At 54.0% G+C, this 16,186-nt stretch carries 18 protein-coding genes and 1 tRNA gene; 10 read left to right on the top strand and 9 right to left on the bottom strand.

Going from position 1 to position 16,186, the window contains the following annotated elements; translation table 11 throughout:
* The first annotated feature begins 20 nt into the window (after positions 1 to 20).
* Positions 21 to 1,721, top strand: a complete 1,701-nt coding sequence (locus SERAS12_RS01750; RefSeq protein ID WP_013811216.1) for a TraI domain-containing protein — start codon at positions 21 to 23, stop codon at positions 1,719 to 1,721.
* Between the two features lie 67 nt (positions 1,722 to 1,788).
* Entirely contained in the window at positions 1,789 to 2,802 is a 1,014-nt protein-coding gene (locus SERAS12_RS01755) for a site-specific integrase (protein ID WP_013811217.1), read from the top strand.
* A 198-nt stretch (positions 2,803 to 3,000) separates the two neighbouring features.
* On the opposite strand, the gene SERAS12_RS01760 is transcribed toward SERAS12_RS01755, so the two are convergent.
* From SERAS12_RS01760 to aspA, 6 genes are all read right to left on the bottom strand, one after another.
* A tRNA-Phe gene (locus SERAS12_RS01760) sits at positions 3,001 to 3,076 on the bottom strand.
* A gap of 160 nt (positions 3,077 to 3,236) precedes the next feature.
* Positions 3,237 to 3,812, bottom strand: coding sequence for a transcriptional regulator (locus SERAS12_RS01765; protein WP_013811218.1), 576 nt, complete (start codon positions 3,810 to 3,812; stop codon positions 3,237 to 3,239).
* Between the two features lie 40 nt (positions 3,813 to 3,852).
* Positions 3,853 to 5,559, bottom strand: a complete 1,707-nt coding sequence (locus SERAS12_RS01770; RefSeq protein ID WP_013811219.1) for a protein-disulfide reductase DsbD — start codon at positions 5,557 to 5,559, stop codon at positions 3,853 to 3,855.
* Complete coding sequence (gene cutA, locus SERAS12_RS01775) at positions 5,535 to 5,858, bottom strand: divalent cation tolerance protein CutA (protein ID WP_013811220.1); 324 nt, start codon at positions 5,856 to 5,858, stop codon at positions 5,535 to 5,537. The genes SERAS12_RS01770 and cutA overlap by 25 nt, the downstream gene beginning before the upstream one ends.
* A 126-nt stretch (positions 5,859 to 5,984) precedes the next feature.
* The gene (locus tag SERAS12_RS01780; RefSeq protein ID WP_013811221.1) at positions 5,985 to 7,286 is read right to left on the bottom strand and encodes an anaerobic C4-dicarboxylate transporter; all 1,302 of its coding nucleotides are present in this window, start codon (positions 7,284 to 7,286) and stop codon (positions 5,985 to 5,987) included.
* Between the two features lie 125 nt (positions 7,287 to 7,411).
* Positions 7,412 to 8,848: an aspartate ammonia-lyase gene (aspA, locus tag SERAS12_RS01785; RefSeq protein WP_013811222.1), complete on the bottom strand. Its 1,437-nt coding sequence runs from the start codon at positions 8,846 to 8,848 to the stop codon at positions 7,412 to 7,414.
* A gap of 347 nt (positions 8,849 to 9,195) precedes the next feature.
* On the opposite strand from aspA, the gene SERAS12_RS01790 reads away from it, so the two are divergent.
* From SERAS12_RS01790 to SERAS12_RS01805, 4 genes are all read left to right on the top strand, one after another.
* On the top strand, positions 9,196 to 9,687 hold the full coding sequence (locus tag SERAS12_RS01790) for an FxsA family protein (RefSeq protein ID WP_013811223.1): 492 nt from the start codon (positions 9,196 to 9,198) through the stop codon (positions 9,685 to 9,687).
* Positions 9,688 to 9,873: 186 nt separating this feature from the next.
* The gene (locus SERAS12_RS01795) at positions 9,874 to 10,167 is read left to right on the top strand and encodes a co-chaperone GroES (protein WP_004952634.1); all 294 of its coding nucleotides are present in this window, start codon (positions 9,874 to 9,876) and stop codon (positions 10,165 to 10,167) included.
* 49 nt (positions 10,168 to 10,216) lie between these two features.
* A complete protein-coding gene (gene groL / locus SERAS12_RS01800; protein WP_013811224.1) occupies positions 10,217 to 11,860 on the top strand; it encodes a chaperonin GroEL in 1,644 nt (547 codons plus the stop codon).
* Positions 11,861 to 12,106: 246 nt separating this feature from the next.
* Positions 12,107 to 12,451: a DUF4156 domain-containing protein gene (locus SERAS12_RS01805; protein ID WP_013811225.1), complete on the top strand. Its 345-nt coding sequence runs from the start codon at positions 12,107 to 12,109 to the stop codon at positions 12,449 to 12,451.
* A 79-nt stretch (positions 12,452 to 12,530) separates the two neighbouring features.
* Here SERAS12_RS01805 and epmB read toward each other — a convergent pair whose 3' ends face one another.
* Complete coding sequence (gene epmB, locus SERAS12_RS01810; protein ID WP_013811226.1) at positions 12,531 to 13,559, bottom strand: EF-P beta-lysylation protein EpmB; 1,029 nt, start codon at positions 13,557 to 13,559, stop codon at positions 12,531 to 12,533.
* Positions 13,560 to 13,602: 43 nt separating this feature from the next.
* Here epmB and efp point away from each other — a divergent pair, with 43 nt between their 5' ends.
* From efp to sugE, 4 genes are all read left to right on the top strand, one after another.
* Entirely contained in the window at positions 13,603 to 14,169 is a 567-nt protein-coding gene (efp, locus tag SERAS12_RS01815) for an elongation factor P (protein ID WP_004952647.1), read from the top strand.
* A gap of 71 nt (positions 14,170 to 14,240) precedes the next feature.
* On the top strand, positions 14,241 to 14,372 hold the full coding sequence (locus SERAS12_RS01820; protein ID WP_006323186.1) for an entericidin A/B family lipoprotein: 132 nt from the start codon (positions 14,241 to 14,243) through the stop codon (positions 14,370 to 14,372).
* A gap of 121 nt (positions 14,373 to 14,493) precedes the next feature.
* Positions 14,494 to 14,625 carry an entericidin A/B family lipoprotein gene (locus tag SERAS12_RS01825; RefSeq protein ID WP_006323187.1) on the top strand — a complete coding sequence of 44 codons (132 nt, stop codon included), beginning with the start codon at positions 14,494 to 14,496 and terminating at the stop codon, positions 14,623 to 14,625.
* A gap of 205 nt (positions 14,626 to 14,830) precedes the next feature.
* Entirely contained in the window at positions 14,831 to 15,148 is a 318-nt protein-coding gene (gene sugE, locus SERAS12_RS01830; RefSeq protein WP_013811228.1) for a quaternary ammonium compound efflux SMR transporter SugE, read from the top strand.
* A gap of 272 nt (positions 15,149 to 15,420) precedes the next feature.
* Here sugE and frdD read toward each other — a convergent pair whose 3' ends face one another.
* On the bottom strand, positions 15,421 to 15,780 hold the full coding sequence (gene frdD, locus SERAS12_RS01835; RefSeq protein WP_004952659.1) for a fumarate reductase subunit FrdD: 360 nt from the start codon (positions 15,778 to 15,780) through the stop codon (positions 15,421 to 15,423).
* Positions 15,781 to 15,792: 12 nt separating this feature from the next.
* The gene (frdC, locus tag SERAS12_RS01840; protein ID WP_013811229.1) at positions 15,793 to 16,185 is read right to left on the bottom strand and encodes a fumarate reductase subunit FrdC; all 393 of its coding nucleotides are present in this window, start codon (positions 16,183 to 16,185) and stop codon (positions 15,793 to 15,795) included.
* Position 16,186: the final 1 nt, after the last annotated feature.

A 16,186-nucleotide genomic window follows, 5' to 3' on the forward strand; every position in this document is an offset into this window, starting at 1 on the left:
GTTATCACTGGAGGCCAGATATGCTGAAGGCCATCAAAGAGCTGCTTGTCGGTACCCGGGATATGTCGGCAAATACAACGGCAATCACTTCAGCCTCACGGGGCCCTGCCGGCTACTATATGCCCGCGTCAGCAGAACAGCTGTTGAGCACGGTATCTTGTAAGCAGTGTTTACAGCAGTTATGGGAAAATTGTGCACTTCCCAAAGATCTCTATGCAGATTTCTATCTGCAGCCATTGAAGCAACTCATGACGTTGATGCAGGTGTTGCCGGCTGCGCCTCTGGGCGAGTATGCCAGGGAAGGGGGATTGGTTGATGTCACCCTGCAGACGGCGACATATGCGGTGCGCTTGGCCAAAGGACACATGCTGCCTCCTGGAGCCGTACCGGAAGAACAATCGGCCCAGAATGTACAATGGAATGTCGTGGTGTTTTACGCTGCGCTTTGGCACTACCTGCCGTTGTTGAGCCAGCTGCAGGGGGAGTTCCAGAGTGGTCGCGCCTGGTTACCCGGTTTGACGGTGCCGAGTGAACCCTACCGTTTTCGATTCAGGACGACCCTATCGACCCCGACATTGGCGACAAGTCAAAGTGCGATGATTGCTGCACGGCTGCTGCCAGCAGAGGTCATCGACTGGCTATCAACATTGCCGGCGGCTACACACTCGTTGATGACGATCGCTTCCCGACAGCCCAGTGCTTTACCTGTGATAGACGACATTATCCAGGAGGCGGCCAAGCTGGCGCGAGGCAATAGCCTGTCCATAGCACCCTCTCCGGCATCCATCTCCGACACATTGACAGTAGTCTTACCGTCGGTGGCGCCGACAACAGAAAATACCACTTCCTCAGTACCCGCAATTGATTTGCAAAGTGCAGTCAGTAGCACCAACCCTCCGCTTGTTGAGGATCAACTGCCGGCAGAGACATTAAATCTGCCTGAAGAGTCAGCAACGGCGGGATTACTGAGCTCGGCCCTAGATATGCCGGTAAACGATAAACCTTTGGCTGAGAGGGGGCTAGCGCCTGCAACGGTGGTCGGCATCGAGGAGGACATGCAGACCCTGTTGTCATTAATGGCGGTTGAGGTGTCTGCTCCGGTGAACCAGACAGAACAGGAGTTCGGGGACGCCCCTCACGAAGATGAAGGCCCTATGCCTGCCGATAACCCTGTGCTTTTTGCTGAAGTGACTCAGGTAGTTGAGGCTGCCGAAATAAACCGGGAGTCAGACGCCTTCGATGATATAGCTGCCGAGGCAGCAGATTCAACACCTGAATTTTGTGTCCCTCAAACTACTGACTTCGCTCCCTCGCAATCGCAAAAGCCGGGCATTGAAGGCGATGGGGGCATAACTCCCGGAGACGTCTTTTGGCGTTGGTTAGCTGAAGGACTCGATTCTAATGAGATCCTCATCAACTCCGTAGACGCTCGAGTTCATCTTGTTTCTGGTTTTGTCTTTATCAGCGTACCTGGAATTTTTTATTTGTACCTGAAACAGGCTGGTCTGGATGGCTCTCGACGAGAAGTCCTTCAGGAGGATTTTGAACGTCTGGAGAAACATCGTCGGGTCAAGGGTAAACGATTCTATTTTGCACACCTGTATGAAACATCAGAGCGCACAGGTGCATTTAAACGAACCAAAGGTTACCTCGTTAAAGCAAGTTTGCTCTATCGGGGGAAAAACCTGCCGGACGATAGTCCGGTTCTGGTGATCCCTTGATAGGGATTAATCGTGTCTTGTGACCACATCATGTTCGCAAGACTTCTATTTAAACTAGGGAGATATCATGCATAAATCGCGAGTTATGGATTGGGACACCTTGCTCGAAGAGTATTTTTTCTCAAAGGTGTTACGCCCGGAAACTGAAAGGAGCTATCGCAGAGTGGTTGCTGTTTTCAGGAGATTTATAGGGTATGGCACGTTACCGGATGCAGTCACGAACCGAGAACTGATTTTGTGGCGTAGAGACATGTTGGGAAGGGGTTTAACAACAAGTACGTGGAATAACAAAGCTCGCCATTTACGTGCGATTTACAACCAGGGGATGAAGAAAAAATGGCTCAACGTAGAGGAAAATCCGCTAAATGAAACGCAAGTGCCGCCGGGTAACAAGCGTAAAAAAACACTGAACCGTGACCAGTTGGTTAAAGTGAATCTGGTATTAGAACAATTTGAAGAACGCGAAAAATTAAGGGTAGGTAAATGTCGTCCTTGTGCGCTCTTTCCTGTGTGGTATTGGCGGACTGTCATAGACGTCTTGCGTTCGACTGGGATGCGGCAAAACCAGTTATTACATATACGACTAATGGATGTAGATCTGGAGGCAAACTCGATGTTGCTGTGTAAAGAAGGCAGTAAAACGCATCGCGAGTGGTTAGTTCCTATCGTGAGCTTTATCCGTGAACGGATGCGAATACTTGTTAATCGCGCGATAGCACAGGGGGCCGAACCGGCAGATTATCTGTTCGATGTAGCACGATTCTTGAATCCATTGGGTGAGGTTGACTCAGAGCCTGCAATCCAACCTGTTCGCTCATTCTTCACCAGGCTGACGAAAGAGTGTGGCTTTAAGGTGAGTCCGCATCGATTCAGACATACCCTGGCTACCGAAATGATGAAGTCACCCGATCGTAATTTGGCAATGGTTAAAGGTTTGCTTGGACATCGGAGCGTCAGCACAACAATGGAATATGTCGAACTGGATTTAAAGGTTACCGGTCAAGCGTTAGAGAATGAGCTGTCACTGTATATGGATGTGATACCAGCGCGTGAAAGTGAGGCCAGACTCGTCTTGACATGACTTTAACAAGCTGTAAAAATCAACAGTGATCGAGAAAAGGACGTCTGTGCGCGAACACAGACATCCTTTTTAAGAGGAACCTAGTTATTAATATCGAGTGTGCAAATTCGGAAAACACTGCGATATCAACCTGCCAGTTCCTTTGTTCCGCCCGTTAAAGGGTATACCTCTAACCAGCGTGCTTTGATGCATAATTAGTGGTGCCCGGACTCGGAATCGAACCAAGGACACGGGGATTTTCAATCCCCTGCTCTACCGACTGAGCTATCCGGGCAACGCGCAGCATTAAACCGTATTGGCCGGGAGGCGTCAACGGCTTTATGCGCAAAAGGCGTTAAAAAGCTGGTGACTGCTGACTTTTCAGCCAAGGAGCCTGAAAAGTGCGCTCGTTCGAACCACGACTCTGCACGGGCTGCGCTGTACTGGCCATCAGTTCAGCCTAATGCACCGTTCCTGCGGCACTGCGCTACCTGCAAGATATCTTCCGCCAGCCGTTTGGCGACGGATACATCCTGGAGCTGGCGTTTTACCAGCAGTTTGCTCAGGCAGCCTTCCTGAATCAGCTCCATCTGCTGCGCCACCATATCGGCGTCGTCGGCGTCCATTTGGCGCAGCAGGTCGCGGGTCAGTTCCAGCGACGTCAGCTTTTGCTGCTCCGCCAATTGGTGTATCGGGTGATCCACCTCCGGGAAGAAGCTGCAGGCGGCAATAAACAGGCAGCCGGGATAACGATCGTGCCGGACGTACTCCGCCAGAACGTCATAGCGCGCCAGCAGCTTTTGCTGCGGGCTCAGGGTTTCGTCCAACAGCAGTTGGCGGCGCCAGGTGTCAATTTGCTGGCCGTGGTAGCGCAGGCTGTCGTACAGCAGCGCCTCGCGATCCGGCCAGAAGCGTTTCAGATCGCTCGGCTGCACGTCGAGTTTGTCTGCCAGCATTTCCAGCGTGGTGGTTGCCAGGCCCTGTTGTTCCAACAGCCCCAGTGCCGTATCAAGAACGTGTTCACGTTGCACTTGTGCTCCCTCCAAATTCGGTTCTGATCCACAGTGTCGTTTACCGCACTGTTTTCTGCAAATGTGCGCTGAACGCAGGCGCATTCATAAACCCGGTGACGCGTGCGGCCGGCACTTCCTGGCCCGCGCCGTTAAAGAACAGAATGGTCGGCAGCCCAAGGACCTTCAGATGCTTGAGCAGCGCCGCCTGTTCGGCGTTGTTGGCGGTCACATCGGCCTGCAGCAGCACGGTATCGGCCAGCTTAGCCTGAACTGCCGCATCGCTGAAGGTATATTTTTCGAACTCCTTGCAAGCAACGCACCAGTCGGCGTACAGATCCAGCATCACCGGTTTCCCCTGTGCCTGCTGTAGCGCCAGATTGAGTTGTTCCACGTTATTAATCCGTGAGAAGTTCAGGTGCACCGGTGCCCTCTGCTGGGCGTTATTGGTGCCGAAGGCCCAGTCCTGCAGCGGCCTTGCGGCGATCACCGCCGCTGCCAGCAACAGCAACTGCAATACACGTACCCAGCCGCGCGAGGTTTTCAGGCTCAGCGCGAATGCCCAACCGAAGAATGCCACGCCGAGCAGGCTCCATAACCGCAGTCCCCACGCATCGCCGATTACCCGCTCCAGCAAGAAGACCGGCAGCGCCAGGATCACAAAGCCGAAGGCTTCTTTTACATACTGCATCCACGGCCCGCTGCGCGGCAGCAGGCGGTTGCCGAACAGGGTGACTAGCACCAGCGGAATACCCATCCCGAGCGCGTACAAGTACAAAGTGCCGCCGCCGGCCCACATATTGCCGCTCTGAGCGATATAGAGCAGGATGGCGCTGAGCGGCGCAGTAGTGCAGGGGGAGCAAATTAACCCGGCCAGCGCGCCCATCAGGAACACGCCAGGCAGCGAGCCGCCCTTTTGGGTGTTGCTCCAGCCTGCCAGCCGCGTTTGCAGCGAAGAGGGCAGTTGCAGCGAATACAGGCCAAACATCGACAGCGCCAGCGCGATAAACAGCACCGACAGGCCGATCAGCATGTACGGGTGCTGCAACGCCGCCTGGAACTGCAACCCGGCGGCCGCGACCACCAGACCAAGCAGGGTATAGGTTAGCGCCATACCCTGTACGTAAACCACCGCCAGCGCCAGAATGCGTCCGCTGCTGTGCGGCTTTTCTCGGCCCAGAATGATGCCGGAAATCAATGGGTACATCGGCAGCACGCAAGGGGTGAAGGCAATGCCAATGCCAATCAACAGGGCCCAAAGTGGCGAAAACGGCAGGTTGGCTGGCGCGGGTTCCGTTGGCGCGTCAGCGGGCGGCGCTGCGGCGGTGCTCACCGCATCCAGTGGGATCACCCTGGTTTCCGGCGGGTAACAGAAACCGGCTTCCGCACAGCCCTGATAGGTCACGCTCAGGCTGGCCCCTTTGGCTGCCTGTTGCAGGGGAATTTTCAGAGCGAGCTGTTGCTTGAAAATAGCGACTTCACCGAAGAATTCATCCTTGTGGCTCAGTCCTTCGGCCAACGCAAAGGTGCCTAGCGTTGCCTGCTGCGGTACCAGCTTGATTTGCTGACGATAGAGGTAGTAACCAGGGCGGATTTGCCAGCTCAGGGCCAGTTGGCGATCTTGCTGCTTAAAATCAAAGGCGAATGCCTGATCGACGGGCACGAACTGGCTACCGCCGCTTTGGCCGAACAGCGATGCCTGAGCCGCCTGCGGCAAAAAAAACAGGCTGCAGATCAGGAAGATTAATTTAATGAGGCGTTGATCCATAACAGGTAGTCTTTATCTCCAGCCATCACCGGCAGTACCAACAGCTCGGGCGTTTGATACGGGTGATGTTGTTTCAGGGTGCTGAGCAGGGCATCTTGATGGCGGCGATCGCTTTTGAACAACATCTGCACTTCGTATTCCTGTTCCAGTTTCCCTTCCCAGTAATAGAGCGATGTCGCGCCGGGCAGCAACGTGGCGCAGGCTGCCAGTTTTTCCCCCAAAATCCGGGCCGCCAGGTCTTGCGCGGTAGCCTCATCGGGTGCAGTGCAGAGTATGACGACAGCTTCGCAATCAGACATTTTCAGCCCTCTCATCCAGATTATCAGTAGGCACTATACCCTGAAGGCGAGTTGGCTAGAAGGCGAGTTTATCGCCAGCGAGGCGAGGTTCGGGAGAGAACCGGGGCCGCAGCCCCGGTAAAAACATTACAACAGCACACTGCCCAGCAGGAAGCCGAACAGCACCGACAATACTACCCCGATGGTGCCGGGGATAAAGAACGGGTGGTTAAACACGAAACGCCCGATGCGCGTGGTGCCGGTATCGTCCATCTGTACCGCCGCGACCAGTGTCGGGTAGGTCGGCAGAATGAACAGGCCGGAAACGGCGGCGAAGGATGCGATGGCGGTCAGCGGCGAGACGTTCAGCGCCAGCGCCATCGGCATCAGCGCCTTGGCGGTGGCGGCCTGCGAGTACAGCAGCGCCGAACAGAAGAAGAAAATCACCGCCAGCAGCCACGGATGGGATTGAATGACCGCGCCTGCGGTCTCTTTGATCCAGTCGATGTTGGCCTGCACGAAGGTATCGCCCAACCAGGCCACGCCCAGGATACAGATACAGGCGCTCATGCCGGCTTTGAAGGTACTGGAGTTGAGCACCATATCGGTATCGACCCGGCACAGCAGAGTGGTCAGGGTAGCGACGCTCAGCATGATGATCAAAATCGCATTGGTGGTGTTCATCAAAGGTTTTGCCACCAACCCAAGGCCCGGGCTGTTGATGATGGCATAGGCCACCACGCAGACCACGCCCAGCAGGAACAGCAGCACCGAGGCTTTGGCGCGCGGTTTGATGTCTATCGCCTTGTTGCCGCGCAGGGTGATCAGACCTTCTTCCAGGCGTTTCAGGTAAACCGGATCGTCTGACAGTTTGGAGTCAAACAGCCAGGACACCAGCAGCGACATCAACAGCACGGCGCAGAAGGTGGACGGCATCACCACCATCAGCATATGCAGATAGCTGACGCCATGACCTTCCATCACTGAAGACATGTACACTACGGCGGCGGAGATCGGCGAGGCGGTGATGGCAATCTGCGCAGCTACTACGGCGGTAGACAGCGGGCGGCAAGGCTTGATGCCCTGTTCTTTCGCCACTTCGGCGATGACCGGCAGTGCGGAGAGCGAGATATTGCCGGTGCCGGCGAAGATAGTCAGGAAATAGGTGACGATCGGCGCCAGAATCGTGATGTGTTTAGGGTTCTTGCGCAGCAGTTTTTCCGTTTGCTGGACCAGATAATCCATACCGCCGGCCACCTGCATGGCCGAGATAGCGGCAATCACCGCCATGATGATAGAAATCACGTCGAAAGGGATGCTGCCGGGCTTAACGCCAATCAACGCCAGGACCAAAACCCCCAACCCGCCTGCAAATCCGATACCGATACCGCCCAATCTGGCCCCTAAAAAAATGGCCAGCAGAACGATAACCAATTCTACGGCTAACATAGTGTCTACTCCTTAAAATAAGATTATTTGAAAATGAAAAGTTAAAAATTTGTGGGCGACAGAAAGTAAAAAGGCACGCTATCCAGAGGATTTAGCGTGCCTTTTAGGGCTACCGGGTGTATCTGTTATTGTTCATTTTCATCCGTATAGCGTTTGGCTTTATAGGCCGGGTGCATCAGGTTCTCCACGGAGAAGATGTCATCCAGCTCGGCTTCAGTCAGCAGACCGCGTTCCAGTACCACTTCACGTACGCTTTTGCCGGTTTCGGCGCAGATCTTCCCGACGATGTCACCGTTGTGGTGGCCAATGAACGGGTTGAGATAGGTGACGATACCGATAGAGTTGAACACGTAGTGTTCGCACACTTCTTTATTCGCGGTAATGCCGTTAATGCATTTTTCCAGCAGGTTATAGCAGGCGTTGGTCAGGATGTGGATTGACTCAAACATCGCCTGGCCAATCACCGGCTCCATTACGTTCAACTGCAGCTGGCCCGCTTCGGCGGCCATGGTAACGCAAGTGTCGTTGCCAATCACCTTGAAACACACTTGATTGACCACTTCCGGTATCACCGGGTTCACCTTGGCCGGCATGATGGAGGAGCCCGCCTGCAGTTCCGGCAGGTTGATTTCGTTCAGGCCGGCGCGCGGGCCAGAGGACAGCAGACGCAGGTCGTTACAGATCTTGGACAGTTTCACCGCCAGGCGTTTCAACGCGCTGTGTACCATCACGTAGGCACCGCAGTCGGAGGTGGCTTCGATCAGGTCTTCGGCCGGTACCACCGGCAGGTTGCTGACTTCGGCCAGTTTTTGCACCGCCAACTGTGGGTAGCCTTCCGGCGTGTTCAGCGCAGTACCAATCGCCGTGGCCCCCAGGTTCACTTCCAGCAGCAGTTCTGCCGTGCGATGCAGGTTGCGGGTTTCTTCTTTCAGCAGCACGCTGAACGCGTGGAATTCCTGGCCCAGCGTCATAGGCACGGCATCCTGCAACTGCGTGCGGCCCATTTTCAGGATGGTTTCGAACTCTGTCGCCTTGCGATCAAAGCCTTCACGCAATTGGTTAATGGCGTCGATCAGTTTCTGGTTGGAGGCGTAAACCGCAATGCGGAAACCGGTGGGATAGGCGTCGTTGGTGGATTGGCATTTATTAAGGTGATCGTTAGGGTTCAGATACTGATATTCGCCTTTCTGATGGCCCATCAGTTCCAGGCCGATATTCGCCAGCACTTCGTTGGTGTTCATGTTCAGCGAGGTACCTGCGCCGCCCTGGAACACATCGACCGGGAACTGGTCCATGCATTTGCCTTTATCCAGCACTTCGTCACAGGCTTGAATGATGACATCAGCGATTTTACGCGGAATGGTTTTCAGTTCTTTATTCGCCATCGCTGCGGCTTTTTTTACCATTACCATGCCACGGACAAACTCGGGCACATCGCTGATTTTGCTGTTACTGATATAGAAGTTTTCAATCGCACGCAGGGTATGAACACCGTAATAGGCTTCTGCGGGGACTTCACGTGTTCCTAACAGGTCTTCTTCGATACGAATGTTGTTTGACATGAGAACCTTCTTTATATTGCTGCCGAATTAATTAATAGTCAGGGAATCAAATTATGTTGCCGAAGGCTTCAGGCATGAAACGATTAACCATAGCGCCCGTTGCAGCCCAGATCATATGCTGGTTAGTAATAAATGACTGAATCCAGATCACCTTCTGAGCCTTCTGGAATCACGCTTTTCCTGTTCTGTGATCTCATTCACGTTTGTTAACTTTAGCAATAAAAAAAGGCCGTTGGTTGAAATGACGGCGGGATGACCCCATTGTAATGATGTCGGCCGTTTACCGGCCCCCCTTTTCACCTTGCCGCCACCGTGCGGGAACGTGCCGTTACTTATAGGAGAACCAGGTGCGCTGGTTACCGTTACTGCTGATATTTCTGTTGGCTTATATCGAAATATCTCTATTTATCAAAGTCGCCGCCGTATTGGGCGTGGCGATAACCCTGTTGCTGGTGGTGTTCACTTCCTGCGTCGGTATCTCGCTGGTACGAAATCAGGGCATGAAAACCTTCGTGCAAATGCAACAGAAACTGGCCGCCGGAGAAAGCCCGGCTGCGGAAATGGTGAAAAGCGTTTCACTGGTGCTGGCGGGCTTCCTGCTGTTGGTTCCGGGGTTCTTTACCGACTTCCTTGGCCTGCTGTTGCTGCTGCCGCCGGTGCAGAAATCGCTGACGCTGAAATTGATGCCGCATCTTTCGGTCTACCGGCCCGGTGGCTGGGGTCAGGGCGGCGGTGCCGCCAACGGCAACACCTTCGACGGCGAGTTTCAGCGTAAGGACGACGATCGTTATACGTTGGGAAATCAGCCGGACGATCATGACAAGCGTAACGATCGTTGAAAAAACGCGGCCCCGGCCGCGTTTTTCACATTTGTCCCCTCTGGATTGCCGTCAAAAGCGAAAATTTTTTTGACTGACCCCTTGAAGGGGGATGGAATGCCCCCATTTCAAATCCCACGAGGCCGGTAATAACAATCCGGTGACAACCCTAAATCTGATAGAAACCTTCTTACAGGAGAGCGTTCAATGAGTATTCGTCCATTGCATGACCGCGTTATCGTCAAGCGCAAAGAAGTTGAATCAAAATCTGCTGGCGGCATCGTTCTGACTGGCTCTGCAGCGGGTAAATCTACTCGTGGTGAAGTTGTGGCAGTGGGTAAAGGGCGTGTTCTGGAAAGCGGCAACATCCAACCGTTGGATGTGAAAGTTGGCGATATCGTGATTTTCAACGACGGCTACGGCGTGAAAGCAGAGAAGATCGACAATGAAGAAGTGTTGATCATGTCCGAAAGCGACATTCTGGCAATTGTTGAAGCGTAATTACGCTTTATCTTCTGAACTGAACGAAACGAGTTGAAGGGAAATACCAATGGCAGCTAAAGACGTAAAATTCGGCAATGACGCTCGCGTGAAAATGCTCCGCGGCGTGAATGTTCTCGCTGATGCAGTAAAAGTGACCCTGGGCCCGAAAGGCCGTAACGTAGTGCTGGATAAATCCTTCGGCGCTCCTACCATCACTAAAGATGGCGTATCCGTTGCCCGTGAAATCGAACTGGAAGACAAGTTTGAAAACATGGGTGCGCAGATGGTGAAAGAAGTGGCCTCCAAAGCGAACGACGCTGCGGGCGACGGCACCACCACTGCAACCGTACTGGCTCAATCCATCATCACCGAAGGCCTGAAAGCAGTCGCTGCCGGCATGAACCCGATGGATCTGAAGCGCGGTATCGACAAAGCGGTTATCGCCGCTGTTGAAGAGCTTAAAAAATTATCCGTACCTTGCTCTGACTCCAAAGCTATCGCTCAGGTAGGCACCATCTCTGCAAACTCCGACGAAACCGTGGGTAAACTGATTGCAGAAGCCATGGAGAAAGTGGGCAAAGAAGGCGTTATCACCGTTGAAGAAGGCACTGGCCTGCAAGACGAGCTGGACGTTGTTGAAGGTATGCAGTTCGACCGCGGTTACCTGTCTCCGTACTTCATCAACAAACCAGAAACCGGCTCTATCGAACTGGAAAGCCCGTTCATCCTGCTGGCTGACAAAAAAATCTCCAACATCCGTGAAATGCTGCCAGTACTGGAAGCCGTGGCGAAAGCCGGCAAACCACTGCTGATCATCGCTGAAGATGTTGAAGGCGAAGCGCTGGCTACCCTGGTGGTTAACACCATGCGCGGCATCGTGAAAGTGGCTGCGGTTAAAGCACCTGGTTTCGGCGACCGTCGTAAAGCCATGCTGCAGGATATCGCTACCCTGACTGGCGGTACCGTTATCTCTGAAGAGATCGGTCTGGAGCTGGAAAAAGCGACTCTGGAAGACCTGGGTACTGCTAAACGTATCGTTATCAACAAAGACACCACTATCATCATCGATGGCAATGGTGAAGAAACTGCGATTCAGGGCCGTGTGTCCCAGATTCGTCAGCAGATCGAAGAAGCAACTTCTGATTACGACCGTGAAAAACTGCAAGAGCGCGTAGCTAAACTGGCTGGCGGCGTTGCGGTAATCAAAGTCGGTGCTGCTACCGAAGTTGAAATGAAAGAGAAGAAAGCTCGCGTTGAAGATGCTCTGCACGCAACCCGTGCTGCGGTAGAAGAAGGCGTAGTTGCTGGTGGCGGTGTTGCGCTGATTCGCGCAGCGTCCAAGCTGAGCGAACTGCGTGGCGTGAACGAAGATCAGAACGTGGGTATCAAAGTTGCGCTGCGCGCAATGGAATCACCACTGCGTCAGATCGTTCTGAACTGCGGCGAAGAGCCCTCTGTTGTTGCCAACACCGTGAAAGCGGGCGAAGGTAACTACGGTTACAACGCAGCAACTGAAGAATACGGCGACATGATCGCGATGGGTATCCTGGATCCAACCAAAGTAACCCGTTCTGCTCTGCAGTACGCGGCTTCTGTGGCTGGCCTGATGATCACCACCGAGTGCATGGTGACCGACCTGCCGAAAGGCGATGCACCTGATTTAGGCGCTGGCGGTATGGGCGGCATGGGTGGCATGGGCGGCATGATGTAATCATCCCCCACACTGTCTGTGTGCTGAGAACCCCGGTCAATTGACCGGGGTTTTTTTATTCTGTGCTCTTTGCCGCACTGTATTTGATGATATTTTTGCAGCCCGGAGTGATTTAGCTGGTAAACTGATATTTCATTAGCTGTCGCTCAAGGCGTTGACCCGGTACCCGTGGCAACGGATGCTTAAGAGATAGCAACGCTTTCTGATAAGCTTGTGCAGAATTCTCAATATCATATGGGGAACAAGATGCGGATTAAAGCCTTACTGGGTCTTTCGGCAGCTATGCTGCTGGCAGGTTGCAGCAGCACCAACGAACTGTCCGCCGCAGGCCAGCAGGTCAAATTTACCGACACCAAACCGGCGGCTGAATGCCAGCTGGTGGGCGAAGTGACGGGCACCCAGAGCAACTGGTTGTCCGGTAACGGTGGTGAAGGCAGCTCTATGCGCGGTGCGGCAAACGACCTGCGTAACAAGGCAGCGGCAATGGGTGGCAATGTCATCTATGGCGCAACCAGCCCGACGCAGAACCTGCTTTCAAGCTTTGCCCCGCTGGACAGCAAAATGGTTGGCCAGGTTTATAAGTGCCCATAACGCAGTAACGAGCAGGGTATAACGCAAAAAAGAGGCATGCCCAGGCATGCCTCTTTTTGTATCTGGAGCGGACAGTCGATCAGCTTTGCATCAGATGCAGATCAAGGGGGGTTTTGCTTGGCTTGCCGCCGACTTCACGCGTCAGACGCGGCACCATGTAGCCGGAAACTTTGCTCAGCAGCGCCTGCATGATCGCGCGCGCTTCGTCGTCGCTGACCATAAAGTGCGCCGCCCCCTGCACCTTATCCAGTACGTGGATGTAATAGGGCAGAATGCCGGCATCAAACAGCGCGTTGCTCAGTGTCGCCAGCGTGTCGGCGTTGTCATTGATACCGCGCAGCAGCACGCTTTGATTCAGCAGCGTGACGCCTGCCAGACGCAGTTGCGCCATGCTGGCCTGTAGCTCGCGGTCAATTTCATTGGCGTGGTTGATGTGCGTCACCATCAGCACCTGCAGGCGCGAAGCGGACAGCCGACGGCACAGCTCCGGCGTAATTCGCGCGGGGATCACGACCGGCAGACGGGTGTGGATACGCAGGCGTTTCAGGTGCGGGATGGCTTCCAACTCGCCGATCAGCCAGTCGAGTTCATGATCTTTCGCCATCAGCGGATCGCCGCCGGAGAAAATAATCTCATCCAGTTCCGGGTGTTGGCGGATATAATCCAGCGCCTGACGCCAGTTGGCCTTGTTGCCCTGGTTGTCCTGATACGGAAAATGGCGGCGGAAACAGTAGCGGCAGTTGACCGCACAGCCACCCTTGACCAGCAGCAGAGCGCGGTTACGGTATTTATGCAGCAGGCCTGGCACCACGCTGCGCTGTTCGTCCAGCGGATCGGTAGTGAAGCCGGGCGCATTGATGAATTCTTCGCTAACGGTCAGGACCTGGCGCAGCAGCGGGTCATTGGCATCGCCGGGGCGCATGCGTGCCGCGAAGGCGCGAGGGACGCGCAGCGCGAACAATCGACGGGCCTCGCGGCCCTGCGGCAGGTCCGGATGCGTATTCAGTGATAAAAGCTGCAGTAATTCATCAGGATCGGTAATAACATCGGCGAGTTGATGCAACCAATCTTCTCTATATGCCGTATTTTGGGTTATAATGTGTGCCATTTTTTTGGCTAAGCTACCAGTTTAAATATTCAGAGGGGCCATCATGGCGACTTATTCTAGCAACGATTTCCGTCCGGGTCTTAAAATCATGTTCGAAGGCGAGCCTTATGCCATCGAATCCAGTGAGTTCGTTAAACCGGGCAAAGGCCAGGCGTTTGCGCGCGTTAAAATGCGCCGTCTGCTGACCGGCAGCCGCGTAGAAAAAACCTTTAAATCTACCGACTCTTGCGAAGGTGCAGACGTTGTAGATACCAACATGAACTACCTGTACAACGACGGTGAGTTCTACCACTTCATGCACCCTGAGACTTTCGAGCAACACGGGGTTGAAGAAAAAACCGTTTCTGACGCGGCAAAATGGCTGCAAGATAACGCGGAATGTATCGTCACGCTGTGGGACGGTCGCCCAATCGCCGTTCAGCCACCGAACTTTATCGAAGCAGAAATCACTGATACCGATCCTGGTCTGAAAGGCGATACTGCCGGTACCGGCGGCAAGCCTGCGACCCTGAGCACTGGCGCCGTGGTAAAAGTGCCATTGTTCGTACAGATTGGCGAAGTTGTTCGTGTTGATACTCGCTCTGGCGAATACGTTTCACGCGTAAAATAAGTTTCCAAACAAAGGAGCCCTGAGTGGCTCCTTTGCTTTATCCCCTTCCGCATATCGTTGGCAGACTCAGCATGATGAAGAAAACTCTGTTGGCCGTGATCTCCCTGTTGTTACTTGTTTCCCTTAGCGGTTGTAATACTTTCCGCGGTTTCGGTGAGGATGTTCAGCACCTCGGCGGCGCTATTTCGCGGACGGCCAGCTGAAATCATTAATTTTAGTAATGTAATTGTGCAAAATAAACGCGTTTTAAACAGCAACTCTCGTTAATATTTACTAAACTTAGAAAGCCGTACTTTTTCGTCACTGACAAATAAGGACTTTCATATGCTGAAGAAAAGTATTATCGCGATTTTCTCTTTGATGATCCTGACCTCATTGACCGCATGCAACACCACCAAAGGCGTAGGTAAAGACGTGCAGGCCGGTGGGGAAGCCATCCAGCGCAGTGCAGAATAACCTGCCTTTTTGCCTCCTGTGGTATTCCACGTAAGCAGCCCCACCGTGGGATACCGCTTCACCTCCTACCTTGGCAAACGCCACCTTTGTGCTGCTATCCTTCCCAGGCGTGGGTATAATTCTCAGGCATGTTCACAAGGCTAAACGGGACGACCTGTTTACGCATCAGCTTCCGGGGACGACCCCATCGTAACGGAGCCTGTTCATGGCTTGGATTATTTTGCTTATTGCCGGTTTGCTCGAGGTGGTGTGGGCTATCGGCCTGAAATATACCCAGGGTTTTACCCGCCTGACACCCAGCATTATCACTGTCGTCGCCATGGTGGTCAGCATGCTGTTGTTGGCGCATGCCATGAAAACGCTGCCTGCCGGTACGGCTTATGCGGTCTGGACCGGTATCGGCGCGGTAGGGGCGGCAATTATGGGGATGGTGCTGCTCGGCGAATCGACCAGTATCGCGCGCATTCTCAGCCTGTGCCTGATTGTCGTCGGTATCCTCGGGCTGAAGTTCAGCAGTCACTGATACCCGTCGTCTTTCAAGCTGTAGCGTCGTTACCTGCACTCAGTTATGTGACCCATCCATGGGCCACACCCCTTCGGGGCCGCTGCGAGCAGCGTTCAAATCTGCTCCCGGCAGATTTGTTACCCCAGTCACTTACCTAAGTAAGCTCCTGGGGATGAGTGAGCTGGGCGCCTAGCTACAGCTTGAAATCCATAGGGTATGTCGATTTGATCGAACTGATAGACCCTTAGAAATAATAACAGGCGGCCAACGGACTTGGCCGCCGAAGCGGCTTACAGAGTGACTACTCCAATCAGAGTCACCACGCTGAGAATGGCCGCCAGACCGTAGAACACCCATTTACCGGCTGGCACGTGAATTTTCAAATCGTGCATCGCATGGTGGATTCGGTGCAAACCGCACCACAGCGGAAGGATAATCATCAGCAGCAAGAACAGGCGGCCGATCAGGCTTTGGCAAAACGCCAGCACGCGGTCATAGCCCAGTGCGTCGCCGGGGAACAGGCCCAGCGGCAGCAGAATGCCGACCAGCAGCACGATGGCGGGCGCGACAATGGCTCCCCACATGCCGCCTGCGCCGAATAACCCCCAAAAAACCGGCTCGTCGGAGCGTTTAGGTGTTTGATTTATCATATTTCCTCCGGGTTACACCAAGGCTACGGCCAGAATGATCGCGCTGGCGACCAGCGTCACCGCCCACAGTGCTTTCACTATCGGCCCTGGTCCCATTTTCTCGTTGTTGACCACGATATTGGCGGCTTTCGGCGCCAGATCGAACCAGGTTTTGGTATGCAGCAGCGCCGCCAGCAGGGCGATAACGTTAATCAGCAGCACCAGCGGGTTTTGCAGAAAATCGACAAAACCGGCCCAGCTATCCACACCGCCTTTCAGCGAAAAAATGCCGTAAATCAGTACGATGCTGAACCACACCGCCGGTACCGAGGTGCTTTCACGCAGCATATAGAAGCGGTAGAAACCGAGCTTTTGCCACCAGGTCGGCGTCATGGTGCGCACATAAGGCTTACGTTGTGTTGTCATT

The organism is Serratia sp. AS12, from assembly GCF_000214195.1.
GTDB classification, from domain to species: Bacteria; Pseudomonadota; Gammaproteobacteria; order Enterobacterales; family Enterobacteriaceae; genus Serratia; species Serratia plymuthica.